This window comes from Streptosporangium sp. NPDC049376 (assembly GCF_044466505.1).
Lineage (GTDB): Bacteria > Actinomycetota > Actinomycetes > Streptosporangiales > Streptosporangiaceae > Streptosporangium.
Genome location: NZ_JBITMT010000003.1, coordinates 175429 through 200281, shown reverse-complemented (window position 1 = coordinate 200281; position 24853 = coordinate 175429). Strand labels below are relative to the sequence as shown.

22 protein-coding genes and 1 tRNA gene are annotated in these 24853 nt (G+C 69.6%); 12 read left to right on the top strand and 11 right to left on the bottom strand.

All coding sequences use genetic code 11. The features are described from left to right. Positions 1 to 92 precede the first annotated feature (92 nt). Positions 93 to 1517 (top strand): APC family permease, encoded by a 1425-nt coding sequence (locus tag ACIBVQ_RS10630; RefSeq protein ID WP_352011016.1) that lies wholly within the window; start codon positions 93 to 95, stop codon positions 1515 to 1517. 277 nt (positions 1518 to 1794) lie between these two features. Next, entirely contained in the window at positions 1795 to 2475 is a 681-nt protein-coding gene (locus tag ACIBVQ_RS10625; RefSeq protein WP_086567499.1) for a Crp/Fnr family transcriptional regulator, read from the top strand. Between the two features lie 3 nt (positions 2476 to 2478). On the opposite strand, the gene ACIBVQ_RS10620 is transcribed toward ACIBVQ_RS10625, so the two are convergent. Genes ACIBVQ_RS10620 through ACIBVQ_RS10605 form a run of 4 tightly spaced genes read right to left on the bottom strand, consistent with a single transcriptional unit; the run spans position 2479 to position 4755 of the window. Beyond that, positions 2479 to 3276, bottom strand: coding sequence for an MBL fold metallo-hydrolase (locus tag ACIBVQ_RS10620; protein ID WP_399176907.1), 798 nt, complete (start codon positions 3274 to 3276; stop codon positions 2479 to 2481). Beyond that, complete coding sequence (locus ACIBVQ_RS10615; protein WP_399176905.1) at positions 3273 to 4112, bottom strand: NUDIX hydrolase; 840 nt, start codon at positions 4110 to 4112, stop codon at positions 3273 to 3275. The genes ACIBVQ_RS10620 and ACIBVQ_RS10615 overlap by 4 nt, the downstream gene beginning before the upstream one ends. 32 nt (positions 4113 to 4144) lie before the next feature. Continuing rightward, the gene (locus ACIBVQ_RS10610) at positions 4145 to 4603 is read right to left on the bottom strand and encodes a RidA family protein (protein WP_362777909.1); all 459 of its coding nucleotides are present in this window, start codon (positions 4601 to 4603) and stop codon (positions 4145 to 4147) included. Continuing rightward, positions 4600 to 4755, bottom strand: coding sequence for a DUF4177 domain-containing protein (locus ACIBVQ_RS10605; RefSeq protein ID WP_221460272.1), 156 nt, complete (start codon positions 4753 to 4755; stop codon positions 4600 to 4602). The genes ACIBVQ_RS10610 and ACIBVQ_RS10605 overlap by 4 nt, the downstream gene beginning before the upstream one ends. A 158-nt stretch (positions 4756 to 4913) precedes the next feature. Here ACIBVQ_RS10605 and ACIBVQ_RS10600 point away from each other — a divergent pair, with 158 nt between their 5' ends. Together ACIBVQ_RS10600 and ACIBVQ_RS10595 are read left to right on the top strand one after the other, a co-directional pair. Beyond that, on the top strand, positions 4914 to 5918 hold the full coding sequence (locus ACIBVQ_RS10600) for an ArsA-related P-loop ATPase (protein ID WP_399176902.1): 1005 nt from the start codon (positions 4914 to 4916) through the stop codon (positions 5916 to 5918). After that, a complete protein-coding gene (locus tag ACIBVQ_RS10595; protein WP_352011021.1) occupies positions 5915 to 7063 on the top strand; it encodes an ArsA family ATPase in 1149 nt (382 codons plus the stop codon). Before ACIBVQ_RS10600 ends, ACIBVQ_RS10595 begins: the two co-directional genes overlap by 4 nt. 158 nt (positions 7064 to 7221) lie before the next feature. Here ACIBVQ_RS10595 and ACIBVQ_RS10590 read toward each other — a convergent pair whose 3' ends face one another. Further along, entirely contained in the window at positions 7222 to 7518 is a 297-nt protein-coding gene (locus ACIBVQ_RS10590) for a WhiB family transcriptional regulator (RefSeq protein WP_012887233.1), read from the bottom strand. Between the two features lie 308 nt (positions 7519 to 7826). Between ACIBVQ_RS10590 and ACIBVQ_RS10585 the strand changes: the two genes are divergently transcribed. Then, entirely contained in the window at positions 7827 to 10052 is a 2226-nt protein-coding gene (locus ACIBVQ_RS10585; protein WP_362912420.1) for a transglycosylase domain-containing protein, read from the top strand. Between the two features lie 250 nt (positions 10053 to 10302). Here ACIBVQ_RS10585 and ACIBVQ_RS10580 read toward each other — a convergent pair whose 3' ends face one another. Further along, on the bottom strand, positions 10303 to 10758 hold the full coding sequence (locus ACIBVQ_RS10580; protein WP_352011023.1) for a GatB/YqeY domain-containing protein: 456 nt from the start codon (positions 10756 to 10758) through the stop codon (positions 10303 to 10305). Between the two features lie 80 nt (positions 10759 to 10838). Here ACIBVQ_RS10580 and ACIBVQ_RS10575 point away from each other — a divergent pair, with 80 nt between their 5' ends. The 3 genes from ACIBVQ_RS10575 (at position 10839) to ACIBVQ_RS10565 (ending at position 12725) form a co-directional block, all read left to right on the top strand. Then, positions 10839 to 11762, top strand: coding sequence for a metallophosphoesterase (locus ACIBVQ_RS10575; RefSeq protein ID WP_362777900.1), 924 nt, complete (start codon positions 10839 to 10841; stop codon positions 11760 to 11762). Between the two features lie 32 nt (positions 11763 to 11794). Continuing rightward, positions 11795 to 11868, top strand: a tRNA-Pro gene (locus tag ACIBVQ_RS10570). Between the two features lie 599 nt (positions 11869 to 12467). After that, positions 12468 to 12725, top strand: a complete 258-nt coding sequence (locus ACIBVQ_RS10565) for a holin (RefSeq protein WP_352011047.1) — start codon at positions 12468 to 12470, stop codon at positions 12723 to 12725. Between the two features lie 158 nt (positions 12726 to 12883). Here the strand turns inward: ACIBVQ_RS10565 and ACIBVQ_RS10560 are convergent, their stop codons facing one another. Further along, entirely contained in the window at positions 12884 to 13495 is a 612-nt protein-coding gene (locus ACIBVQ_RS10560) for a TetR/AcrR family transcriptional regulator (RefSeq protein WP_399176899.1), read from the bottom strand. Positions 13496 to 13636: 141 nt separating this feature from the next. Between ACIBVQ_RS10560 and ACIBVQ_RS10555 the strand changes: the two genes are divergently transcribed. Both ACIBVQ_RS10555 and ACIBVQ_RS10550 read left to right on the top strand, forming a co-directional pair. After that, complete coding sequence (locus tag ACIBVQ_RS10555; RefSeq protein WP_386188572.1) at positions 13637 to 14656, top strand: aldo/keto reductase; 1020 nt, start codon at positions 13637 to 13639, stop codon at positions 14654 to 14656. 132 nt (positions 14657 to 14788) lie between these two features. Further along, positions 14789 to 15094 (top strand): hypothetical protein, encoded by a 306-nt coding sequence (locus ACIBVQ_RS10550; protein ID WP_352011050.1) that lies wholly within the window; start codon positions 14789 to 14791, stop codon positions 15092 to 15094. A 116-nt stretch (positions 15095 to 15210) separates the two neighbouring features. On the opposite strand, the gene ACIBVQ_RS10545 is transcribed toward ACIBVQ_RS10550, so the two are convergent. Genes ACIBVQ_RS10545 through ACIBVQ_RS10535 form a run of 3 tightly spaced genes read right to left on the bottom strand, consistent with a single transcriptional unit; the run spans position 15211 to position 20166 of the window. Then, positions 15211 to 16344, bottom strand: a complete 1134-nt coding sequence (locus tag ACIBVQ_RS10545) for an acyl-CoA dehydrogenase family protein (RefSeq protein ID WP_352011051.1) — start codon at positions 16342 to 16344, stop codon at positions 15211 to 15213. Further along, positions 16334 to 18352, bottom strand: coding sequence for a radical SAM protein (locus ACIBVQ_RS10540; protein ID WP_399176896.1), 2019 nt, complete (start codon positions 18350 to 18352; stop codon positions 16334 to 16336). Before ACIBVQ_RS10540 ends, ACIBVQ_RS10545 begins: the two co-directional genes overlap by 11 nt. Then, a complete protein-coding gene (locus ACIBVQ_RS10535; protein ID WP_399176894.1) occupies positions 18349 to 20166 on the bottom strand; it encodes an amino acid adenylation domain-containing protein in 1818 nt (605 codons plus the stop codon). Before ACIBVQ_RS10535 ends, ACIBVQ_RS10540 begins: the two co-directional genes overlap by 4 nt. A 1111-nt stretch (positions 20167 to 21277) precedes the next feature. Here ACIBVQ_RS10535 and ACIBVQ_RS10530 point away from each other — a divergent pair. Then, the gene (locus ACIBVQ_RS10530) at positions 21278 to 22240 is read left to right on the top strand and encodes a hypothetical protein (RefSeq protein ID WP_399176892.1); all 963 of its coding nucleotides are present in this window, start codon (positions 21278 to 21280) and stop codon (positions 22238 to 22240) included. 176 nt (positions 22241 to 22416) lie between these two features. Next, entirely contained in the window at positions 22417 to 23721 is a 1305-nt protein-coding gene (locus ACIBVQ_RS10525; protein ID WP_399176890.1) for an MFS transporter, read from the top strand. Here ACIBVQ_RS10525 and ACIBVQ_RS10520 read toward each other — a convergent pair. Beyond that, the gene (locus ACIBVQ_RS10520; protein ID WP_352011056.1) at positions 23712 to 24704 is read right to left on the bottom strand and encodes a LacI family DNA-binding transcriptional regulator; all 993 of its coding nucleotides are present in this window, start codon (positions 24702 to 24704) and stop codon (positions 23712 to 23714) included. The two genes, ACIBVQ_RS10525 and ACIBVQ_RS10520, sit on opposite strands and share 10 nt — an antisense overlap. Positions 24705 to 24853: the final 149 nt, after the last annotated feature.

The window sequence follows — 24853 nt, the reverse complement described above, 5'->3', positions numbered from 1 at the left end:
GGTGACACGGAGCTTTTACACGGAGGTGTATTGACGTACATCTCACAGAGTTCTTTGATGCATGTTCAAAGAACCACGCCTGAGGAGGCGCCGTGACCCCCCACGACACGAGCCCGTCCACCCCCACACCGCCACCCGCCCCGACCGGCTCCCACCCCCACCTGCACCGGGGCCTGAAACTGCTGGGCACCCTGTTCATCACCCTGTCGGCGATCTCCCCGGCGTCCTCGGTGTTCATCATCGCCCCGGGTGTCATCGGCCAGGCGGGCTCGGGAGCCTTCACGGCCTTCCTGGTCGCGGGCGTCGTGGGGATCTTCATGGCCTTCGTCTACGCCGAACTCGGCTCGGCCTACCCGCTCAGCGGCGGCGAGTACGCGATCGTGGCCCGTACCTTCGGGCGGCTGCCCGGTTTCGTGGTGCTCGGCCTGTTCATGGTCACCCAGCTGTTGATCATCGCGGTGATCGCGCTCGGCGTCGGCACCTACCTGGCGGTCATCTTCCCCGGCCTGCACGCCCCGACCGTCGCGGCCGTGACCACGGTCGTCGCCACCGTGCTCGCCGTGTTCGACATCAAGCTCAACGCCTGGGTGACCGGTGTCTTCCTGGCCATCGAGATGCTCGCCCTGGTCGTGGTGAGCGCGCTGGGCTTCCTCAACCCCGAGCGCTCCCTGGCCGACCTGGTGCTGCACCCGGTGGCCGCGGGCCAGGACGGCACGGTCGTCGCGGCCTCGGCCGGGGTGATCGGCGCCGCCACCGCGGTGGCCCTGTTCGCCTACAACGGCTACGGCGCCGCCGTCTACCTGGGCGAGGAGACCCAGGACGCCCACCGGGGCATCGCCAAGACGGTCCTGTGGGCCCTGGGCATCACCGTCGCCGCCGAGCTGATCCCGGTGACCGCGGTGCTCATGGGCGCGCCCTCGCTCCCCGGTCTCTTCGGCGCGGACAACATGATGGAGTACTTCATCACCGCCCGCGCCGGGACGACGCTGAACAACGTCCTCAGCCTCGCCGTCGCCCTGGCCATCTTCAACGCGGTCCTGGCGATCATCCTCGTCACCGCCCGCATGATCTTCAGCACCGGCCGCGACACCACCTGGCCGTCCCCGGTCAGCAGGGCGCTGGCCTCGATCCACCCCCGCTTCGGCAGCCCGTGGATCGCCACCATCGGGGCCGGGCTCATCGGCGCCGGGTTCTGCTACGCCGACGAACGGTTCCTGCTGGTCGTGACCGCGACCACGATCATCGCGATCTACGCGGCGCTGTGCGTCGCGACTCTCACCGGGCGCCGCAACGGCTCGACCTCGCACGCCGCCTACCGGATGCCGTGGTTCCCGGTGGCGCCGGTGCTCGCCCTGCTGGCCATCGGGTACGTCGCCTACCGCAACCTCCTCGACCCCGAGGTCGGGCGGCCGAGCCTCCTCATCACCGTCGGCATCGGGATCGTCTTCGCCGCCTACTACCTGCTGGTCCTGCGCAGACGCGGCGCGTGGGAGCTGCGCGGCGCGGCCGACGACTGACAACGCCTCTGTTAGGGGACCCCGTGCCCGCGGGTGCGGGGTCTGAGAGACGGTCGGGGACGCGGGAGGAGGGACCGACGTCGGGTTCGCCCATCTATATGGGTAGATTTCCGGATGAGCGTGATCCAGCCGTCGAACACGGCGGACCACCGCGAGCCGGGTCCAACCCAGCGGAACCACCGCCGTGGAGTCTCGGCGGCCTTCACGCCGGGCCCCTTGAGAACGACTCGGTGTGATAGGTCACAATAACTGCGTGAGCCGTGAAACAGGAGGCACTGTGAACACCGACGACGTGCTGGCCAAGGCGCCTCTGTTCTCGGCGCTCGACCGTGAGGGCGCCGCCGCGCTGCGTACGAGTGTCTCGGAGGTCGAGCTGTCCAAGGGACAGACCCTCTTCAGCGAGAACGAGACCGGAGACCGCCTCTACGTGGTCCTCGAAGGCAAGATCAAGCTGTCCAGGACCGCCCCCGACGGGCGGGAGAACCTGCTCAGCGTGCTCGGCCCCGGTGAGATGTTCGGCGAGCTCTCGCTGTTCGACCCCCGTCCCCGTACGGCCTCGGCGACGGCGCTGACCGACGTCCGCCTCGCCGGTCTGGGCCACGACGACCTGCGCCCGTGGCTGACCGGCCGCCCCGAGGTCGCCCTGCACCTGCTGCGCGCCCTGGCCCAGCGGCTGCGCCGTACCAACGACGTGCTGGCCGACCTGGTCTTCACCGACGTCCCCGGCCGGGTCGCCAAGGCCCTGCTCGACCTGGCCGAGCGCTTCGGGCAGCGGATCGACGACGGTGTCCGGGTCCACCACGACCTCACCCAGGAGGAGCTGGCCCAGCTGGTCGGCGCCTCCCGCGAGACCGTGAACAAGGCCCTGGCCGACTTCGCCCAGCGCGGCTGGCTGCGCATCGAGGCCAAGGCCGTGGTCATCATGGACCTGGAGCGCCTGCACAACCGCTCGCGCTGACCCTCACTCGCCGAGACCGTCCAGATAGGAGAGCTGGGCGCGGACCGACATCTCCGCGGCCGGCCACAGCGACCTGTCGACCTCCGCGTAGACGACCTCGACGATCTCCCTCGCCGTCGTCGCCCCCTGCCGCCTGGCCCGCCTGATCTGGTCGAGCCGCCGCCTGCGGTGCGCGACGTAACCGTCGAGCGCGCCGACCGGGTCGGGCAGCACCGGACCGTGTCCCGGCAGCAGCGCCCGCGCCCCGACCTTCTCGACCGTCGCCCGCAGATGGTCGAGGGAGCACAGATAGTCTCCGAGGTCCCCGTCCGGGGCGATCACGGTCGTCCCCCTGCCCAGCACGGTGTCCCCGGTGAGCACGGCCCCGTCCTGCGGCAGCCAGAAGCACAGCGAGTCGAACGAGTGGCCCGGAGTGCCGACGACGTGCAGTTCGAGGTCGCCGACCGTGATCACGTCTCCGTCGCCGAGCCCCTCCGTGCCGAGACGGTGCCGGGGGTCGAGGGCCCTGACCGGGGCTCCGACCAGCTCGGCGAACCTCCTGGCACCGCCGCTGTGGTCGTCGTGACCGTGGGTCAGCAGGACCGCCCGCACCCGGCGCTCCCCGAGGTGGGCGGCGACCCGCCGCAGATGGGCCTCGTCCTCGGGGCCGGGATCGACGACGAGTGCCTCCTCCCCGACGCCGACCACCCAGGTGTTGGTGCCCTCCAGGGTCATCGCGGAGGGGTTGGGGGCCAGGATCGCGAACGCGTTGGCGGTTCCCGACCCGTCGGGGCCGTCCAGGGGGATCCGCAGCCCGCTCATCCCACACCGGGTCCGTAGTCGTCGTCGAGCACGATCCGCATCTCCCCGTCGACCTCGGCGATACCGGGCATGTAGCTCACGATCTCACGTTCGGCCGCCAGGACGCCGACCACGGCCGGGTGCGCGGAGACCTCCCGCAGCGTGCGGTAGGTCGGGGGCATCAGCCTGATCAGCCCCCGCCGCGCCTGGTCCAGCGCGTCGGCCGGCCGTACCCAGATGACCTTGTCGGCCTCGCCGCCGACGTCGCGGGTGCGCTGGCCCGGCGGGAGCGCGGCGACGAAGAAGCGGGTGTCGAAGCGCCTTGGCTCGGCCACGGGGGTGATCCAGTGCCCCCAGGGACGCAGCAGGTCGGCGCGCAGCACCAGGGACCGCCTGGCCAGGAAGTCGGTGAAGGACAGACTCCTGTCGATCAGGGCGAGCCGGTCGGCCTCCCAGTCGTCCCCGGTGGTGTCGGCCACCACCTCCCGCGCCGAGGGACCGGCGAGCAGCACGCCCGACTCCTCGAACGTCTCCCTGACCGCCGCGCACACCAGGCCGCGCGCGGTGCCCTCCGACGTGCGGAAGGCCCGCGCCCACTCGGCGGGCGGCGGACCGGCCCAGGCGAGCGCCTGGTCGGCGTCCCGGGGATCGACGGAACCGCCGGGGAAGACGCAGGCGCCCGCGGCGAAGGCCATGCTCGCCGTACGTCTCAGCAGGTAGACCTCGACCCCCTGGCGTGGGTCCTCGCGCAGGAGGACCACGGTCGCGGCGTCCCGGGCCGGGACGGGCTCGGCCCGCCCGGCCAGGATGTCCCGTGCCCGCTCGCCCAGCTCACCGCGGAGCGGAATCCCGCCCATCAGATCCCTCCGGTTTCGGCCCTGTCATCCGGTCAGACGACCTCGGCGACCAGTTCGACCTCGACCGGGGCGTCCAGCGGCAGTACGGCGACGCCGACCGCGCTGCGGGCGTGCTTGCCCGCGTCCCCGAGGATCTCGGCGAGCAGCTCACTGGCGCCGTTGACCACCTGCGGCTGGCCGGAGAAGGCCGGGTCGCTGGCCACGAAGCCGACGACCTTGACGATCCTGACGATGTTCGACAGGTCGCCGACCACCGACCCGACAGCGGCCAGGGCGTTGAGCGCGCAGGTCCTGGCGAGCTGGTAGGCGTCCTCCGGGCTCACCTCGGCGCCGACCTTGCCGGTCGCCAGCAGCTTGCCGTCCACCACCGGGAGCTGGCCCGAGGTGTAGACGTGGTTTCCCGAGCGGACCGCGGGGACGTAGGCCGCCAGCGGCGCGACGACCTTGGGCAGCGTCAGGCCGAGCTCGCTCAGCCGCTCCTCCGGCGTCACTGCTTCGGCCGCTTCAGGTAGGCGACAAGCTGCTCGGGGTTGGGCCCCGGCACGACCTGGACGAGCTCCCAGCCGTCCTGGCCCCAGTTGTCGAGGATCTGCTTGGTCGCGTGCACCAGCAGCGGCACCGTCGAGTACTCCCATTGCGTCATGGGGGACACATTAGCGACAGCCGCCCCGGTGGACGGCCGTCCACCGGCTCCCACCACGTCCGTGTCCCTTTTCGGATGGATCGCCAGTGAGAATCGGCATATTCGTGGGTGGACGGTCCGGGCGAATCGGCAGGGGGCCGTTGGGTAGCCTTCGAAGCGTGAGAGCTCGTGACACCGACTGGGACGGCGTACGCCTCCATGTCGTCACCGGTAAGGGCGGGACCGGCAAGACCACCGTCGCCGCCGCCCTCGCCCTCGCGCTCGCCTCGGGCGGGCGCAGGGTCCTGCTGGTCGAGATCGAGGGCCGTCAGGGAATCGCACAGGTCTTCGACCTGCCGCCGCTGCCGTACGAGGAGCGGAAGATCGCCGTCGCGCCGGGAGGCGGTGACGTGCACGCGCTGGCCATCGACCCCGAGGAGGCCATGCTCGACTACCTGGAGATGTTCTACGGGATGCGCAGGGCGGGCAAGGCTCTCACCAAGATGGGCGTCGTCGACTTCGCGACCACCATCGCCCCCGGTTTCCGCGACGTCCTGGTCACCGGCAAGACCACCGAGGCCGTACGGCGCAAGGGCAAGGACGGCAGGCGGATCTACGACGCCGTCGTGCTCGACGCCCCGCCGACGGGGCGGGTCGCCCGTTTCCTCAACGTCACCAGCGAGGTCGCCGGGCTCGCGAGGGTCGGGCCGATCAAGAACCACGCCGACCTGGTCAACGGCGTCGTCTCCTCCCCGGAGACCGCGGTGCACTTCGTCACACTTCTTGAGGAGATGCCGGTCCAGGAGACCCTGGACGGGCTCGACGAGCTGCGGGAGGCGGGCCTGCCGCCCGGAGGGATCTTCACGAACATGGTCAGGGAGTCGCTGCTGCCCGCCTCGGTCCTCGACGCCGCGGCCAAGGGCCGCTTCGACCCGGCCGAACTGGCGCTCGGGCTGAAGGCCGCCGGGCTCGCCGAGGGCGGCGCGGACGCCGCCGCGGTGGCCGACGCCCTGGCCGAGGAGATCGCCGAGCACGCCCACCGCACCAGGCTCGAACGCCGTGAACGGCGCTCGCTGGACACCTCGGGCAGGCCCCGCTACGAGCTGCCGCTGCTGTCCGACGGGGTCGACCTGGCGGGACTCTACGAACTGGCCGAGTCGATCCACGCGCAGGGAGCGGCATGAACGAGCGGTCCGGCAGGCTCAGGGCGGTCCCGGTCCTCGACCTCGACGCGATCATCGACGACCCGGGCACCAGGATCGTGGTCTGCTGCGGCTCCGGCGGCGTCGGCAAGACCACGACGGCCGCGGCGCTCGGGCTGCGCGCCGCCGAACGCGGCCGATCCGCCGTCGTGCTCACCGTCGACCCCGCCAGGCGGCTGGCCCAGTCCATGGGCCTGACCGAGCTCGACAACACCCCGCGGCCCGTCGCCGGGGTGAAGGGCGAGGGCAGGCTGCACGCCATGATGCTCGACATGAAGCGCACCTTCGACGAGATCATCGAGGCGCACGCCGACCCGGAACGGGCCCGGCAGATCCTGACGAACCCCTTCTACCAGTCTCTCTCGTCGAGTTTCTCCGGCACCCAGGAGTACATGGCGATGGAGAAGCTCGGGCAGCTCCGCCGCTCCGGCGACTGGGACCTGATCATCGTCGACACCCCGCCGTCGCGCTCGGCGCTCGACTTCCTCGACGCCCCGGAACGGCTCGGCCGCTTCCTCGACGGCAGGCTCATCAGGCTGCTCATGGCTCCCGCGAAGGCGGGCGGGCGCAGCGCGTTCAAGCTGCTCAACGCCGGGTTCGGCATCGTGGCGGGCGCCCTGACCAAGCTGCTTGGCGCGCAGGTGCTCAAGGACCTGCAGACGTTCGTCTCGGCCCTCGACGCCGTCTTCGGCGGCTTCAGGGCCAGGGCCGAGCAGACCTACAAGCTCCTGCAGGCCCCGGGGACGGCCTTCGTCGTGGTGGCCGCGCCGGAGCGCGACGCCATGCGGGAGGCCTCCTACTTCGTGGAACGGCTGGCCGAGGAGCGCATGCCGCTGGCCGGGCTGGTGGTGAACCGGGTGCACCGGGCGCCCGCCGCCGTGCTGTCGGCCGCGCGCAGCACCGCCGCGGCCGAGGATCTGGAGACGCGGGGCGAACACGACCTCACCGCCGCCGTCCTGCGCCTGCACGCGGGCCGGATGCAACTGGCCGCGCGTGAGGACCGTGAACAGGAGCACTTCCTGTCGGCGCATCCCACGGTGCCCGTGGCCCGGGTCCCGGCGATGTCGCAGGACGTGCACGACCTGGCGGGCCTGCGCAGGGTCGGTGAACTGCTGACGGCCCAGTAGCGAGGGTTCTCAGGCTCTCGGAGGCCTCTTTCGGGCCTCCGAGAGCCTGACACCCCGCGGTCTTCGGGAACCTGGCATCCCGTCTCCGGGAACCGACGTCCCGCGGACGCGCGGGTACGGCCGGCGCGGTGCGCCAGCCGTACGGGATCTGCGCGAACTCAGCCGGCGATCAGCTCGTTCGTCCGCTCGTACTCCTCCTTGGCCAACTCCAGCAGGTCACGCCAGGAGTCGACGTCCGGTCGCCGGCGTAGCAACGCCCGGCGTTCGCGCTCGGTCATCCCGCCCCACACCCCGAACTCGATGCGATTGTCCAGCGCATCGGCGAGGCACTCGGTCCGGACCGGGCATCCCCGGCAGATCAGCTTCGCCCGGTTCTGGGCAGCGCCCTGAACGAAAAGCGCGTCAGGATCCGCACCCTTACAGGCCGCACGGGAGGTCCAATCCGTGATCCACATTCGACCCCACTCCCCTTAGGTGGTCAGTCGTGACTTGGGGCCGACGGGCGCGGGCGTCGAGCCTCCGTATTCAGTTGCCGCAGAAGGAGAACGTACGCAATCAGACGTTCGGGCCGACAGACCCCGGCGGGACCAATTTCCCGCATGGTCATCGGCGGCCATCTGGCCGGTAATGACTAGTCACCTGCGTCCGATACGGGAGTGAGGCACAGCGAAGTGGTGTTCCGTTACCGTTTGGGCTATCCGTCCGACGTACCCTTGGTGTCGTGCAAGCTCAAGGCAAAGCTCACAGGTCAGTGCTCCGTGGCATGGGCAACGTGGTGCGGTTGCTCGCCGCGGCCACCGTCACTGGCGTGCTGGTCGCCGCCGTGGCGTTCCCCGCGGTCGGCGGGGCGGGGCTGACGGTCAAGTCGGCCACGGAGGAGTTGCACCTGCTCCCCGAGGAGCTGAAGGAACCTCCGCTCGCGGAGAAGACCACCCTGCTCGACGCGAACGGCAAGCAGTTCGCCCAGTTCTACTATGAGAACCGCGAGTCGGTGAAGCTCGACGAGGTCTCCGACATCATGAAGACCGCGATCGTCGCGATCGAGGACTTCCGGTTCTACGAGCACGGCGCGATCGACCCCGAGGGCACACTTCGCGCGGCCATGAAGAACTTCAGCGGGGGCAGCGTCCAGGGTGGTTCCTCGATCACCCAGCAGTACGTCAAGCTCGTGCTGCTCAACGCGGCCGAGACTCCCGAGGAGCAGAACGCCGCGATCGAGCAGACCCTCGAACGCAAGCTGAACGAGCTTCGCTACGCGCTGGCCATCGAGGAGAAGTACACCAAGTCGGAGATCCTTGAGCGCTACCTCAACATCGCCTACTTCGGTGCCGGAGCCCACGGCATCCAGGCCGCGGCCAAGCGTTTCTTCGGCAAGGACGCCTCCAAGCTGAACCTCGTCGAGGCGGCGACGCTGGCCGGGGCCGTGCAGAATCCCAACAGGACCGACCCGAACGTGGGCAAGGCGAGCCGTGAGCGGCTGCTCGAACGGCGCAACATCGTCCTGAACCGGATGGCCGAGCTCGGCAAGATCACGACGCAGGAGGCCGCGGAGGCCAAGGCCAAGAAGCTGGGCTTCAAGGACACCCCGGTCCCCGGCGGCTGCGACGTGAGCTCCTACCCCTACTTCTGCCTCTACGCCCAGAACGAGCTGCTCAACGACGAGTCCTTCGGCAAGACCCCCGAGGAGCGCAAGAGGCTGCTCCAGCGGGGCGGTCTGACGATCAAGACGACGCTCGACCCGAAGATGCAGTCCGCGTCCGAGAAGGCCATCAGGAAGTTCGTCAAGGCCAGCGACAAGCCGGTCGCCGCGCAGGCGATGGTCGTGCCCGGCACCGGCGCCATCAAGGCGATGGCCGCCAGCCGCGACTTCGGGCGCAACAAGAAGAAGAACCAGATGAGCTACAACCTGGCGGGCGACAGCCAGCACGGTGGCGGCACCGGGTTCCAGGCGGGTTCGACGTTCAAGGTCTTCACCCTGCTCACGGCGCTGAACAAGGGCTTCAAGATCAACGACGGTTTCAGCACCGGCGCCGGTTACAGCGCCTCAGGCTATGGCTCCTTCCGCGACTGCAAGGGCAACCCGGTCGGCATCCCCAGCCACACCGTGCAGAACTCCAGCGAGGGCGAGGGCGGCTTCAACACGCTGCTCACCGGCACCCGGAACTCGGTCAACACCTTCTTCATGCGTCTTGAGGAGGAGGTCGGCCTCTGCGACGTGGTCAAGACCGCCAAGAGCCTCGGCATCAAGCGGGCCGACGGAGACAAGCTCAAGGAGGTCGAGACCTTCACCCTCGGCGTCAACGAGATGGACCCGGTGACGGTCGCCGCGGCCTACGCGGGCATCGCCGCGCGCGGCGCCTACTGCAAGCCGATGGCCATCACCGAGATCCGTGACCGCAACAACAAGGCCACGCAGTACAAGCCGAAGTGCCAGCAGGTCCTGGACGAGAAGGTCGCCGACGCCGCCGCGCACATCATGTCCGGGGTGTTCACCAAGGGCACGATGAGCCAGTACGGCGGCATCGGTCGTCCCGCGGCCGGCAAGACCGGCACCACCGACGGCTACACCGCCGCCTGGTTCGCCGGGTTCACCCCCGACCTCGCCTCCTCCGTCAGCCTCGGCGACCCGCGTGGCGCCTTCCAGCACGACCTGACCGGGGTGACCATCGGCGGCACCTACTACCCCTACGTGTACGGCGCCACGATCTCGGGACGGATCTGGAAGTACTCCATGATCGACGCGCTGAAGGGCGTCGACCCGACACCCTTCACCGCGGTGGACAAGGACCGCTTCGGCGGTTGCACCAGGTGCGCCCCCAAGCCGCCGCCGAAGCCGGACAAGCCCGGTGACGGCGGCCCCGACCGGGGCCGTGGCGGCGGCGACCGCCCCGACGACAACGGCACCATCGAGAACGACGGCAACGGCGGCTGGTTCGGTGGCCGGGGCAAGAACAAGAAGGGCGACTCCAACCGTCCCATCGGCCGCTGAGCGGCCCGCACATGGCCGGAGCCCCTCCCCGATCGGGGAGGGGCTCCGGCCATGTCGTGAACTTCCAAGCCCGCCGTACAGCTTCCGTACGGGCCGACGCCCCCAGGCCCGCCGACGGCTCTGCACGGGGTGGGCACCGCCCACCGGGACGACTCCCGTACAGGGCCGACGCTCAGCGCGTGCTCTCAGCGCGCGTCCCAGCCCGCGCTCTTCAGCCCGCGCTCCCAGCGCGTGCTCCCGGCCCGCGCTCTCAGCGCGCCAGACGGCTCCGTACGGCCTGCGCGACCCTGCCGCCCTCGGCCCGGCCCGCGACCTTGGGGGTCAGGACCTTCATGACCTGCCCCATGGCCTGCGGCCCCGAGGCCCCGCTCTCCGTGACGGCCTCCTCGACCAGCGCCGCGAGCTCCTCGTCGGACAGCTGGGCGGGGAGGTACTCCTCAAGGACGGCCTGCTCGTCCACCTCGGCCTGGGCCTGCTCGGTACGGCCGGCGCCGCTGAACGCCTCCGCCGCCTCACGGCGCTTCTTGGCCTCCTTGGTCAGCACCTTGACGATCTCCTCGTCGGAGAGCTCGCGGGCGGCCTTGCCCGAGACCTCCTCGACGTTCACGGCCGCCAGGGCCATGCGGATCGTACGGGTGCGGACCTCATCCCTGCTCTTCATGGAGGCCGTGAGGTCGGCCTTCAACTTGTCCTTCAATGCGCTCATGCGGTCCATCTTGCCGTCTTAACCGCCTCGTTGTATCGCAGGTTTCCTGCGGGGGGTCGTTCGTCGGGCATGATGAGAAGGTGAGGAAAGCAGCCGCGGTGCCCCTGTCCCTGATCGGTCTCGGCCTGACCGGCCTCGCCTACGCCTCGGTCGTCGAGCGCAACACCTTCCGCCTGCGGCGTTTCGACGTGCCCGTTCTCGAACCCGGCCAGCGGCCCGTGCGTGTCCTGCACCTGTCCGACCTGCACCTCACCCCTGGCAGGCGGATGCTCATCAACTGGGTCCGCTCGCTGGGCACCCTCAAGCCCGACCTGGTGGTCAACACCGGCGACTCCATCGCGCACCCCGACGCCGTCGGCCCCCTCATGCACGCCCTCGAACCACTGCTGTCACGCCCAGGCCTGTTCGTCTACGGCTCCAACGACATGTACGCGCCGATCTTCAAGAACCCCATGCGCTACCTGTGGCGTACCTCGAAGGGCGACCACGGCAGGAAGATCCCCTCCCTGCCCTGGGAGGAGCTGGGCACCGCCATGTCCGACGAGGGCTGGCTGAACATGAACAACACCACCGCCCGTCTCAAGGTCGGTGACCTCGACGTGGCCGTCGGCGGCATCAACGACTCCCACATCAACCTCGACCGCTACGACGAGATCGCCGGACCTGCCCCGGCGGAGGCCGATCTCCGTCTGGGCGTGATGCACTCCCCCGAGCCTCGCAACATGTCCCGCTTCGCCGACGACGGCTACCAACTGCTGCTCGCGGGCCACACCCACGGCGGCCAGGTCTGCGTACCGTTCTACGGCGCCCTGGTCACCAACTGCGGCATCGACAGGGCCCGGGTCAAGGGGCTGAGCAGGCACGAGTCCGCCTTCCTCCACGTCTCGGCGGGACTGGGCACCAGCCCCTTCTCCCCCGTGCGTTTCTCCTGTTTCCCCGAGGCCAGCCTGCTGACCCTGGTGCCCCGCCCCAGAGGTGACGCAAGCACGCGCGAAGTCCGCTAGACTTTCCGAAGCACGAGCAAAACGGCGTGCACCGGGGTGTAGCGCAGCTTGGCAGCGCGCTTCGTTCGGGACGAAGAGGTCGTGGGTTCAAATCCCGCCACCCCGACAGTGTTTGGCCAGATCAAGGGCCTGATTCGTTAAGCGGATCGGGTCCTTTTTCTGTTTCCGGGAGAAATACGGGAGGCGATCTTTGCTTCCTCCTGTCAGGCCGTGAGCTCACGGTCCGGGGACGGCGCCTCGGCCGGCATCCGACGGGCGCCGCGGACGCGGGGGCGGCGGCTGCCAGGGTTCCGGCGCCCAGCGCCACTGCGAGTACGGTCGCGGCGGACAAGTTGCGAATTCTCACTGGGTGTTTCCTTGCGGTTTGGGGGGTTAACGCCACCAAGGTGATCATTAGTCGCCAGTGGATGTAGAGATCATATTTGCCGATATTTCGGCCCTATGGTTGATATGTCCATGGTGTTTTGTCCCTGGCGTAACCACCCCGGCCCGGGAAGGGCGGCACGTTTCCATCACGCGCCTCGAAATCTGTGAACCCCGGTGGCACCCGCGCCGAACAGGGCGAACTCACGGCCGCTTACGCACAGGTGGAGTGATGACTTCCTCACTGTGACGGTAAGTGTTCACAAAACTACAAATAGTTACGGTCATGGAAGTATCCACCCTCCAGAGCGCCCCGACCCCGGCGCAGATGAGGAGATCACAATGACGACACGACGGCTCCTGACCGGGACGTACTGGGCGGACACGGTCGAGCGGATGATCAGGGCGGCGGCCTCCAGCGCCCTGGCCGCGCTGAGCGCCAGGCAGGCCGGACTGTTCGACGTCGCCTGGCCCGCGGTGGTCTCGGTGGCGGGCATGGCGGCGGTGGTCAGCATGCTGACCTCGGTCGCCGCCGGCACGACCGGCGATCCGCAGACCGCCGGGTTCACCACCGGCGCCCGAAAGGGCGCGAGGCCGTAACCGTCAACGCTCCGCCCGACATCCACTCACGACGTCCCCCGTTCGTCACGACCGAGAGACGAAGGGCCGCGGTGGAAGCCGGAACCATGAGGCTCGCCCTCCTCACCGCTTCCACCGTCAGAGCCCTCGGGGCGGCCCCTGAGCGAACCTGTCGATCCTCACCCGTGGGGATTCACGACCCCGTCGGCATTCCCCAGGCCCGCCACGAGGAGTTCGACCAGGCGGCGCGCGTCGTAGCGAGGATCGCCGCCCGCGCCGATACAGAGGTTCCCGATGCCGCGCATGAGCTCGTAGGCCTGGATGCCCGATCGGATCTCACCGGCGTCGGCCGCGGCGTCGAGCAGTCGGCCGCATACGGGCACGAGACGGTCGATGAAGTAGGCATGCAGCGTGTCGAAGCCGGGGTTGTCCGGCTGCAGCACGGCCGCGAGACCGTGTTTGGTGACCAGGAAGTCGACGAAGAGGCCGATCCATCGCTCCAGCGCCGCGTACGGCGTCGCGCCCGAGGCCAGCAGGGCCGGTCCGGCCTCGGCGCACGCCTCGACCTGGTGGCGGTAGACGGCGATGATGAGGTCCGCCCGCGTCGGGAAGTGTCGGTAGATCGTGGCCGTCCCGACGCCCGCCTTGGCCGCGATGTCACGTACCGGCGCCTCGACGCCCGAGGTGACGAAGATCGCGGCGGCCGCGTCGAGCAGGGCCTCCTTGTTGCGCTGGGCGTCCGCCCGCTTGGGGCGGGCCGTACTCCCCGCGTTCTCGTCGCTGTTCTTCACCGCGCCGTTCCCTCCGCCGTCGAGCTTGCTAAACGGGACAACGTTCCATATCGTTAATCGGGACATCGTCCCGTTTATTCATGATGACAGAACGGGCCCCCGTGTCCAAGCTCCCCCACCCCTGACGGAAGGAACACGGCCATGCAGTACCGCACCTTGGGCCGCACCGGTGTGCAGGTCAGCTCCCTCGCACTCGGCGCGATGAACTTCGGCCAGATCGGCCGCACCACCCAGGAGGAGGTCACCGCCATCGTCGACGCCGCCCTCGACGGCGGGATCAACGTCATCGACACCGCCGACATGTACAGCGCGGGCGAGTCGGAGGAGATGGTCGGCAAGGCCGTCGCCGGGCGCCGCGACGACATCGTGCTGGCCACGAAGGCGGCCATGCCGATGGGCGAGGAGCGCAACCACCGGGGAGGCTCGCGCCGCTGGCTGGTCACCGCGCTGGACGACAGTCTGCGCCGCCTCGGCGTCGATCACGTCGACCTCTACCAGATCCACCGCTGGGACCCGAGCGCCGACGACGAGGAGACGTTGTCGGCCCTGACCGACCTGCGACGCGCGGGGAAGATCCGCTATTTCGGCTCCTCGACCTTCCCCGCGTACCGCATCGTGCAGGCTCAGTGGGCCGCCCGCGAGAACCATCTGGGGCGTTACGTCACCGAACAGCCCAGTTACTCGATCCTGCAGCGCGGTGTCGAGACCCACGTGCTGCCCGTGGCCGAGCAGTACGGGCTCGGTGTGCTGGCGTGGAGCCCGCTGGCCTCCGGCTGGCTGTCGGGAGCGGTCCGTGAGGGCCGGGAGATCACCACCAGCCGCTCGACGTTCATGCCACAGCGTTTCGACACCGCGATCCCCGCCAACCGCGCCAGGCTCGACGCCGTCGAGCGACTGGCCAAGGTCGCCGACGAGGCGGGACTGACCATGATCCAGCTCGCGCTCGGGTTCGTGACCGCGCACCCCGCCGTGACCTGCGCGCTCATCGGCCCCCGCACGCTGGACCACCTGCGCTCACAGCTCGACGCCGCGGACACGGTGCTCTCCGCCGACGTCCTCGACGCGATCGACGCGATCGTCGCCCCCGGTGTCGATCTGGCCCCGCACGAGAAGTTCGACACCCCGCCCGCCCTGCTCGACCCGTCACTGCGGCGCCGCTGAGCCTCCGGGTCCGTCGACACTCTCGGTGATCAAACGAGAAGGTCCAAAAGCCTGACGGTGTGGTGAGGGTGATCCTTGGGCGGATGGGTGGATAGTTGGACAATCATCCTTTTTTCAGAAAGGACACCCCCCATGTCCCTGATCAAGCGTCTCACCATCACCGCAGCCGCTGCGGCCCTCGCCGGGCCGCTGCTGATGGTTCCGGCCGCGCACGCCGCCGGAACCTACACCTGCGACAGCGGGACCTTCTTCGAGCGGGGCCCCGCCGGAGGCACCCCCATCTGGCACGTCTGGGGCAATCCGTGCACGGGCTCCGGTGATGGAGGAGCAAGCGTGATCACCATCTCGTCCGGCTCAAGCGCCGGCACCTACGAGTGCGACCGGGCGAACCTGCTCACCAGCACCTGGGTCTCCGGAAGCGGCTGCGTCAAGCTGTGACCTCCTGAAGACCCACCCACCGGAGCCGGAGCTGGAAAACCCCAGGTCCGCACCGGCTCCGGTTCGCCGCCGGACCCGCTGGAAACCACCCGATCCGCTTGGAGCCGTCGAACCGGTCACAGGAGAGACTGGCCGATCAGTTCCTTCATGATCTCGGTGGTCCCGCCGTAGATGGTCTGGACCCGGGTGTCCACGAACGCACGGGCCACCGGGAACTCCCGCATCACGCCGTAACCCCCGTGGAGCTGGACACACCGGTCGACCACACGTTGGCACAGCTCGGTGTTCCACCACTTGGCCATGGCGGCCTCCTCCGAGGTGAGACGTCCGGCGTCGTGTTCGGCCACGCAGCGGTCGGTGAAGGCGCGGGCGACCGTGAGCGCGGTCCTCAGCTCGGCGAGCAGGAAACGGTTGTACTGGTGGCGTCCGATCGGCCGTCCGAAGACCTCGCGTCTGCCGCAGTAGGTCAGGGTCTCCTCGAAGAGCCGTTCGGCGGTGGCCAATGCCGAGACGGCGAGCATCACCCGTTCCTGCCGAAGGGTCCTGATCAGGTAGGCGAAGGCACGGTCCTCACGACCGAGCAGGTTCTCCACCGGGATCTCCACGTCCGAGAGGAAGAGCTCGACGGTGTCGAGCGCGCGCATCCCGATCTTGTCGAGTGTCCTGCCCCTGGTCACCCCGACCCTGGTCGGCTCGACCACGAAGACACCGGCGTCGGAGGGCCGTTCCCCGGTCCGGGCGACGACCAGCACGAGGTCGGCCGTGGCCCCGTTCGAGACGAAGGTCTTCTGCCCGCTGAGCACGTAACGGTCACCGTCCCGCACCGCCCTGGTCCGGATGCGCCGCAGGTCACTGCCCGCGTCCGGTTCACTGATGGCGACGGCCGTGACCAGCTCACCCGAGCAGAAGCCGGGCAGCCAGCGCAGCCGCTGCTCCGGGGTGGTGTGCGTGCGCAGATAGAGGCCGCAGATCTCGTTGTGCAGGGAGAGCGCCGGGGCGTGGGCTCCGGCGCGGGCGAACTCCTCTCCCAGCACCGCGTGGTAGCGGTAGTCGGCGACGCCCGCCCCGCCGTACTCCGGGTCGACGTCGAGGCCGAGCAGGCCGTGTTCGCCCGCGCGCAGCCACACGGCCCGGTCCGCGGCACCGTGTTCCTCCCACCGTTCCAGGTTCGGGGTGACCTCCCTGGCGACGAAGGTCCGCACGAGGTCGCGGAACTCCTCGTGCTCCCGGGTGAAGAGGTCACGACGCATCGAGAACCCGATCCCGTACGGCCGCCGCCCGCCAGGAGGGCAGGATGTCGCGCAGCCGGTTCATCATCGCCTGGCAGTAGGCGGCGTTGTGCTCCAGGCTGCGGTGACGCGGATAGGGCATCTTCCTGCGGCCTCGATGGTCGACGACGTACCTCCCGGGGTCCGTGGCGCCCTCGACGAAACCCGCTTCGGCGAGTGCCCCCACGGCGGCCTCCGGCAGGTCGACCACGAGCCGGTAGCGGTCCCTGTCCACGATCCTCACCTGCGAGAGCGGCACCGCGGGTGCGGAGACGGCCTCCCGGTACACGTACGGCCTGGCCACCAGGTCGAGTTCGAAGACGGCGCGCAGCCTGGGATCGGCCAGCCAGCCCTGTTCGCCGAGGAAGTCCCCAAGCAGGGTGTCCATCTCCGCCCGGTGGGAGTGCAGCACCATGTGCAGGACCTTGCCGATGTTGTTGAGGTCGTAGTTGCCCAGCCCGCGCACCGACTCGGCGAAGAACGCGCAGATCTCCGTGTCGGTGCGGCGGCGGTAGTGGTCGGCGGCGCGGACGAGGAAGTCCTCGTAGGAGCAGACGCCGCTCCGGTCGAGTTCCCTGGCGACGTGGAAGGCGGCGCGGGCGTTGTAGAGGCTGATGACCGCGTAGTAGAACCAGGCCCCGGCCTGGAAGTCCTCGCGGGTCACCCACTTGGTGGCCACGACCACGTCCGCCTCGGCCACGGGGTCGTCGACCCGTACGGTCTCGATGCCCAGCGCCTCCCGCGTGCCGTACATGGGGGTGTTGCGCAGCAGCAGTTGCGGGTAGGCGACGACGGCGTCGGCCCCGGTTCTGCACACCTTGGCGATGCCCGCCTGGAAGGACTTCAGGGTCTCACCGGGCAGCGGCCAGATCAGCTCGGTGTAGGAACTGATCTGTTTCTCGTGCAGCTTGAGCTGCAGCTCCACATAGGTGGACTCCTTGATGTTGGCACGCTGCACGATCTCAAGCGTCTGCGGGCTCAGCGTCTGCAGCGAGACCGGCTGGCTGGTCAGCAGGCCACCCTCCACGAGGATCTCGGTGATCTCGGTGACCCGGTCGGGACGGTTCTTCGCCGCCTGAATGGCGATCATCATCGGGTAGCCGGTGCGCCGTTTGCCCTCGACCAGGTGCCGGGTCAGCTCGACGTCGCGGGGCAGCGCCCCCCAGTTGGCGTCGGCGAGGAAGACGCTCTCGACGCCGTGCTCGCTGATCCAGGTGAGGTCGGCCTTGACCCGCTCCAGGTCCCAGCGGTGGACCTTGTCGTTGGTCGCGGCGCCCCAGTAACAGTAGGAGCAGCTGTAGGGGCAGCCCCGGTTGGTCTCCACGACCGCGAAGGTGTACTCCCCGCCGTCGAACAGGCCCATGGCGAACGGCGAGGGGATCTCGTCCAGGTCCGTGATCCGGGCGGGCTTGTCGGTGGTCAGCAGCTCCCCCCGTACCCAGAAGCTCATCCCCGGCACCCGGGTGAAGTCCGGTACGGCCGCGCCCTCACGGGCGGTGAGCAGTTCGGTGAGCAGCGCGTGGAAGGGCCGTTCCCCCTCGGCGTTGCACACCAGCACGTTCTCCAGCTCCGGCGGCACGTACTCGGCGGCGTGGTTCATCACCTGCGGGCCGCCCAGGACGAAGCAGGCGTCGGGGCGGCGCCGTACGAGTTCGTCGAGCACCTCCTTGATCCGGCGCATGTTCCACAGGTAGCAGCTCATCGCGTACACGTCGGCGTCCTGCGCGAGCAGCGCCGTGACCAGTTCGGCGACCGGCGTCCGCGCCGTGGGGGCGTGCACGAGGAACTCGCAGCCGGCCGCGACGGCGGGGTCCCGCAGGGCGTAGGCCTGCAGGTAGCCCGAGGCCAGGGGCAGCGTGTTGGTGTAGAGCGGCAGTTCGAGCAGGCTCACCCGCAGCGGCCTCGGCAGTGACCCGGACGGTGACTCAGACAGCGGTTCAGGCAGCGGTTCGGGCAGGGGGCTCGTCGAAAAGCTCGTCAGGGGGCTCATCTGTCCTCACCCGCCGTCGCGTCGACCGCCGCCGCCAGTTCGTGCAGCACCTCGTGCTCGAAGACGTCCTCGGCGCCGAGCCTGATGCCGCGTTCGCGAGCCCGCGACGCCAGCCGCATCGCGCTGAGCGAGTCGCCCCCGAGGTCGAAGAAGCTGTCCTGCCGCCCGACCTCGTCGAGGTCGAGCACGTCGCACCAGATCTCGGCGAGCACCCGCTCCGCCTCGGTCAGGAAGCCGGCCCCACCTGCGACGCGGGCCGGGAGGGGGCGCCTGGCCAGGGCGTCGCGGTCGAGCTTCCCGTGCGGTGTCAGGGGCAGCCGTTCGACCGTGACGATCGTCTGCGGCACCATGTGGGCGGGCAGCAGAGCGGCCAGACCCTCCCCCGGGTCCTCCATGAGGCCGTCGGACACGACGTAACCCACCAGCCGGTCGCCCCGCTCGTGCAGGACCACGGCCGCCTCGCGGACCCCGGGCAGGCGGGTCAGCGCCGTCTCGACCTCCCCGAGCTCGATCCGGAAGCCACGCAGTTTCACCTGGTCGTCGGCCCTGCCGACGAAGACGAGCGCGCCGCCGGGCAGCTCGCGGACCAGGTCTCCGGTGGCGTACGCGCGCCCGCCCGGGGTGAACGGGTCGGCGGGGAAGCGCTCCTCGGTCAGTTCGGGTCTTCGCAGGTAGCCGAGCGCGACCCCGGCCCCCGCGACGTACAGCTCGCCGACCGTGCCCGGCGGCACCGGGCGCCGCTCGGCGTCCAGGACATGGGTCCGCAGGCCGGGCAACGGCCTGCCGATCGGCGGGTCCTGGCCTCCGACCACGTCGGCGGGGTCGAGTTCGGCCCAGGTGGCGACCACCGTCGTCTCCGTCGGCCCGTAGAGGTTGTACACGGCGAACGGCAGGCCGAACGGCGGGTGGCGACGCAGTCTCTCCCCGCCCAGGAGCAGGACGCGGGGGGCGTGACCGTACAGATCCCAGGGCTGGTCGAACATCTCGACGGCCAGCACGGTGGTCAGGAAGCACACGGTGATCCGTTCCCGGGCGAGCCACTCGGCGAAGTCGGCCGGGGAGTCCGGCAGCCGCCCCTCGACCAGACGCAGCGTCGCGCCCCACGCCAGGCAGGGCCACACCTCAAGCGCCCAGGCGTCGAACGAGGGGCGGGCGAACTGGGTGATCCGGTCCTCGGGGCCCACGCCGAACGCCCGGCCGTACCAGGAGACCAGGTTGGACAGCCCGCCGTGCGCCACCATGACGCCCTTCGGCGTGCCCGAGGAACCGGAGGTGTAGGTGACGTAGCAGACGTCGCCGGCCGTCACCTCCGGGAGCGGGCCCGCCCCAAGGGACGGGCCTCTCTCCGGGGACGGGCTCGCCGGCGGGAGGGGGCTCGCCTCCGGGGGCAGGCTCACCGGCGCGTCGGTGGCGAGCAGTTCCTCAACGGCCAGCACCTTGGCCGGTCCCCCGCCGAGCCGCCCGGCCGTGGCCGCGCGGGTGACGACGAGAGGGGCTCCGGAGTCGGCGACGATCGCGCCGAGCCTGGCGTCCGGTTCGTCCACGTCGACACCCACGTAGGCGCCCCCGGCGAACAGCACCGCGAGGGCGGCGACGACCAGCTCCGCGGAGCGTTCGACGACCAGGGGGACCAGCGTGCCCCGCTCGACGCCGTGGGAACGCAGCACGCTCGCCATCCGGCCCGCCCGTTCGACCAGCTCGCCGTAGGTCAGCTCGGTACCGGCGGACACGATCGCCGGGTGGTCAGGACGCGCCCGCGCCCAGCGCGCGACAAGAGCGGGAACCGCGGCACCGACCGTCATCGGTTCGTTCATCGTTCCGCCTCCGAGGCATACGAAAAGAAAGGGCGTGACTCACGTGGAAATGGCTCCGCCGAACCGACGCCTTTTGTTTCCACCGTTTGTTCGGGATTTCCGAAAAACGCCGCGCGGTACCCGCCGCACGGCCGCATCGGCGCAGGCGGAGTACCGCCGGCCGCTCTGCGATGTCCCTTTCCTCGTGCGGAGGCGGCCGGGTCCGAGCGCGGGATACTTCGTCAACCGGCTCGAATCATATGCACCGGACAATTCCGGGAGAAGGGCCTCAGAAAACTGAGCATTCTACGATAAAAGGCCAGCGAAGGGAGGGGTGTGTCTGGATGATCGGGCCTTCACCCAGGGGCCCGTCGCGGCCCGGATCCGTCGGGGAGCCTCGGGTCCTCCGCCCCGTGGAGGGGCCCCCGGGCGGTGCGACGGTCGCGACGAACAGGTACCGCTCAGGAACGAACGGACTCAGCGGCGCCCCGGGACGGGGCCGTACTCGTCGCGTACCGCCGTTTCCGGACCCGCGCACCGCGAAGCCTGGGGAGCCCCGGGAGTCCGGCGATTCGGCGGGGACCGAAAGAGTTGCCCGGCGATCTCCGGCGCCACGAAGGTTGGGCAGGGAACCGTATCGGCCGGAGGGCCGGAAGAGAAATCGCTGCGGCAACGGATTCAGAACGTCCTTCCCGTGGGCGGGCGCCTGTGGAAGAGGACGGCGGCCGGAAAACCCACGGCCCCGGTGAGACGGTTCCTGATAAAGACGGCCTTGTTTCGCGGGAAACACCGCCGCGACGGTCAGGAAGGGGGTGATCGACCATGGGTGAGTCTCCGATGATTACCATCTCCACCAGGATGGAGTAGTCCTCCACAACGGGAGACGGTTGAGTTTCCCCAGCTTGACTGGGTGCGCGTGCCCTCTGACCGAGTGCTCGCGCACCCAGCCGCCCGGTCGCCGGGTCTCCACGGCCTGTCCGGCGACGATTCAGAAAAGCTGCCCGGTGACAGTTCTGGAAACCGTCCAGCGAGAGCCTCGGAAAGCGTCGGAAAGCTTATGACCACCCCCATGTCGAATGACGTCCTCGCGCGAGGGCGACGCGCCGCCGAATGGCTCGCGAAGGAACATCCCGTGTCCCGGATCTACCTCGGTGGCGCGCCGACGGCAGGGCTTGGTTCCCCGATGTCGGACATCGATCTGTTCGTCGTCAGGGCCGACTGCGAATCGCTTCCCCCGGCGCAGCTCGAATTCGAGGGCGAGCGCGCGGACGTGGAGTACCTGGATCTCGAACAACTACGCCGGGACGTGCAGGAGAGCACGGTCTTCCGGGTGACGAACACCGACTTCAGCCAGACCGCGCGGTTCAGCCGTAACCGGCTGGACGTTCTCACCCGTTTCCTGCTCGGCGAGGTCGTCGTCGACGACGGTGAACTCGCCGCGTTGCGGCAACGCCTGGCCGACAACATGCCGGACTACAAACGGCTCCTCATGACGCGGCACGCGATCGACGCGCACAACCTCAACGAGGACATCTGCGGCGCCATTCTCAACGGGGACGCGCCCGCCATGAGGTATCTCTCCCAGGAGTACCTGCACCGCGCCACCGAGGCCTACCTGTGCATGCGGGACGACCTCTACGTGAACACCAAGTGGGTCTGGGCCCGCTGGAGGCGTTCGGCGAGCGAGTTGCTGAAGGCCTCGCTCACCGAGGTGATCGACCACGCGTACACGGCCGAGGACGACGCCGTCGGCAGGAACCGCTTCCTCGCGCAGGACCTGCTGGTGATGGCGGCGACCGGCCTGGAGTACGTGCCGGTGCTCGGCGCCGTACCCGAGCACCACTCCCGGCGCGTCGACGTGAGCGTGATCCCGATGAAGGGCAGCGGCGTCCTCATCGAGTCGGTACGCGGGGAGTCCGTGCTGCTCAGCTGGCAGGGCGCCCTGTTGTGGGGCATCTCCCACGGCCGCCCCAAGGAGGAGGCCGTACACCTGATGGGGGGCGTGCTCGCCTCGGCCGGGCTCCAGGTCGGCGAGGACGAGATCGCCGCCTACCACGCCTCGCTCGTCGACGTCGGCGTCATCGGCCTGCCATGAAGGACCCGGCCACGGAAGGCCCCGCTACGAAGGACCCCGCTGCGGAAGGCCGGGCTGTGGAAGGCCGGGCTGTGGAAGGCCGGGCTGTGGAAGGCCGGGCTGTGGAAGACCCGGCCGCCGAAGGCCCGGCCGGGAAGGATTCGGCCGCGGAAAACTCGGCCGGGAAAGGGCCGGCCGTGGGAAGCCCGGCCGCGGAAAGCCTGACGGGGAAAGGCTCGGCTGGGAAAGGCCCGCTCCGCGACGCGAACTTCCTCAGGTTCTGGACCGCGGTCACCGTCTCGGGAATCGGGTCCCAGGTCACGCTGATGGCCCTGCCCCTGACCGCCCTGATGGTCCTGCACGCCGACCCCGTACAGCTCGGCCTGCTGACCGGCCTGCAGTACGTCCCCGCGGTCGTCGTCCTGCCCTTCGCCGGGGTCGTCGCCGACCACTGGCCGGCCAAGCTGGTGAACGCCGGGTGCGACCTGGCCCGCGGACTGATCCTGCTCACCGTGCCGATCGTCACGGCGACCGGCGTGCTGAGCCTGGGCTGGCTGTACGGCCTGGGCCTGGCCATGGGCGTGTTCAAGGCCCTCGGCGACGTGGCGCACCACTCCATGCTTCCCCGGCTGGTCGGTGAGGAGCAGCTCGTCCCCGGCAACGCCGCGGTCAGCACGAGCTACTCCGTCATCGACGTGGCCGGTCCCGGGCTCGCGGGGCTGATCGTCCAGCTGCTCGGCGCGCCGTACGCCCTCCTGGTCGACGCGGTGTCCTACCTGCTGTCGGCCTCCCTGCTGTCCACGCTGAAGCTCAGGTTCTCCGGGCGGAAGGGGCCGCAGCGGCTCCGCTGGGGGACGGCGATCACCGAGGGGTTCCGGTACTTCGTCAAGGATCGGCGGGTTCTCGCCTTCGGGGTGGCCAGCGGCCTCGGCAACATGTGCATCCAGGCGTTCGACGTGACGATCCTCATCTACGTGGTCCAGCACCTCGCCCTGACGCCCGCGCTGCTCGGGGTGGTCGTGGCCGCGGGTGCCGTGGGCGGCATCGCCGGTTCCGCCTTCGCCGCCTACGTCCACAACAGGTTCCCCGCGGGGCCGACCATCTTCGCGGCCCAGGTCATGAGCGGGATCGGGGTGATGGCCGCGGCCTCGGCCACGCTCCTCGACGCCACGGCGCCGCGTGTCGCCGTACTGGTGGCCTGCATGTTCGTCAGCACGTTCGCGCTGGCCGTGTACAACGTCCACGCCATCAGCGCCCGGCAGGCGATCGTCCGTCCCGAGCTGATGGGGCGGGTGACGGCGAGCTACCGGTTGATCTCGCACGGGGCCATTCCCCTGGGGGCGCTGGCCGGAGGGGTGGCGGCGCAGTCTCTCGGCAGCGCGACCACCGTGCTCCTCACCGGGACGATCCAGGCACTCCTGCCGGTCGCCTTCCTCCTCACCTCGTTCGGGATCATCTACCGTGATCCCGGCCTCACGGGGGCTCGCGAACGTCAGGCCTGACGGGGCGGGGCGGTGGACTGCCGTACGACCAGGGAGCTCCGCAGCACGGCGGGGCTCGGCTGCCTGGCGGCGAGCCGGTCGTGCAGCGCCTGGGCACCGGCCGCCCCCAGCTCGGTGACCGGGATGTTCACCGTCGTCAGCGCCGGGTGGAGGACGTCGCTGATCGGAAGGTTGTTGTAGCCGATCACCGACAGGTCGTTCGGGACGTCGAGACCGAGGCTCCGCGCGGCGGCGAACACCACGACGGCCAGGTTGTCGTCCTCGCAGACCACCGCCGTGGGGGCCGGGTCAGAACGCAGTAGTTCCAGGGCCGCCCGCTGGGCGTCCACGGGGTCGAAGGTCGTGCCGACCACCGTGAGACTCGCCCCCGGGCGGTGCCTGACCACCGCGCGCAGGGAGCGCAGCCTGGTCGTCAGCATCCAGGCGCCGCGCCGGTCCACGTGCAGGTAGCCGATCCTGTGGTGACCGAGGTCCAGCAGGTGGCGCGCGGCCTCACGGCTGCCCACGGCGATGTCCACGTTGACCGCGTCGGGGTACAGCCGGGGGTCGCAGTCCAGCGGCACCATCGGCACGACGCCCTGCGGGCGGATGGCCTCCGTCCCCACGTCGCCGTAGACCAGCATCCCGTCGATGGCCTGCTGCGGTATCGGGAGCAGCCGCTCGTGCCTGTCGGTGCCCATGGGATAGACCAGGACGGTCGTCTCGTGCTGGTTGGCGACCTGGGTCGCCCCCACGTGCAGGTTGGCGAAGAAGGTGTTGGTGATCGCGGGAACGATCAGCAGCACCGTGCCGGTTCTCTCAAGTCGCAGGCTCCGCGCCGTCAGATCCGGCTGGTAGTCCATCTCCGCGGTGATGCGCCTGATCCTGGCCGCGGTCTCCTTCGAGACCCGGCCCGGCCACTTCCCGGTGAGGACGAGGGAGACCGTCGACTGTGAGACCCCGGCTGCCTGAGCCACATCCCTGCTGGTGATGCGCGCTTTCACCGGCCTAAGCATGTCTAATCACCCTATGTGTTCGTCATGGCGCACAGACAGATCGCGTTCTTCCCCGTGACCCGTGACCCCGTACACCGCTGCCACTCGATGCTCTGTGATCCGATGCCAGGACAAGTATTCCATCCAGGCATTCCCCA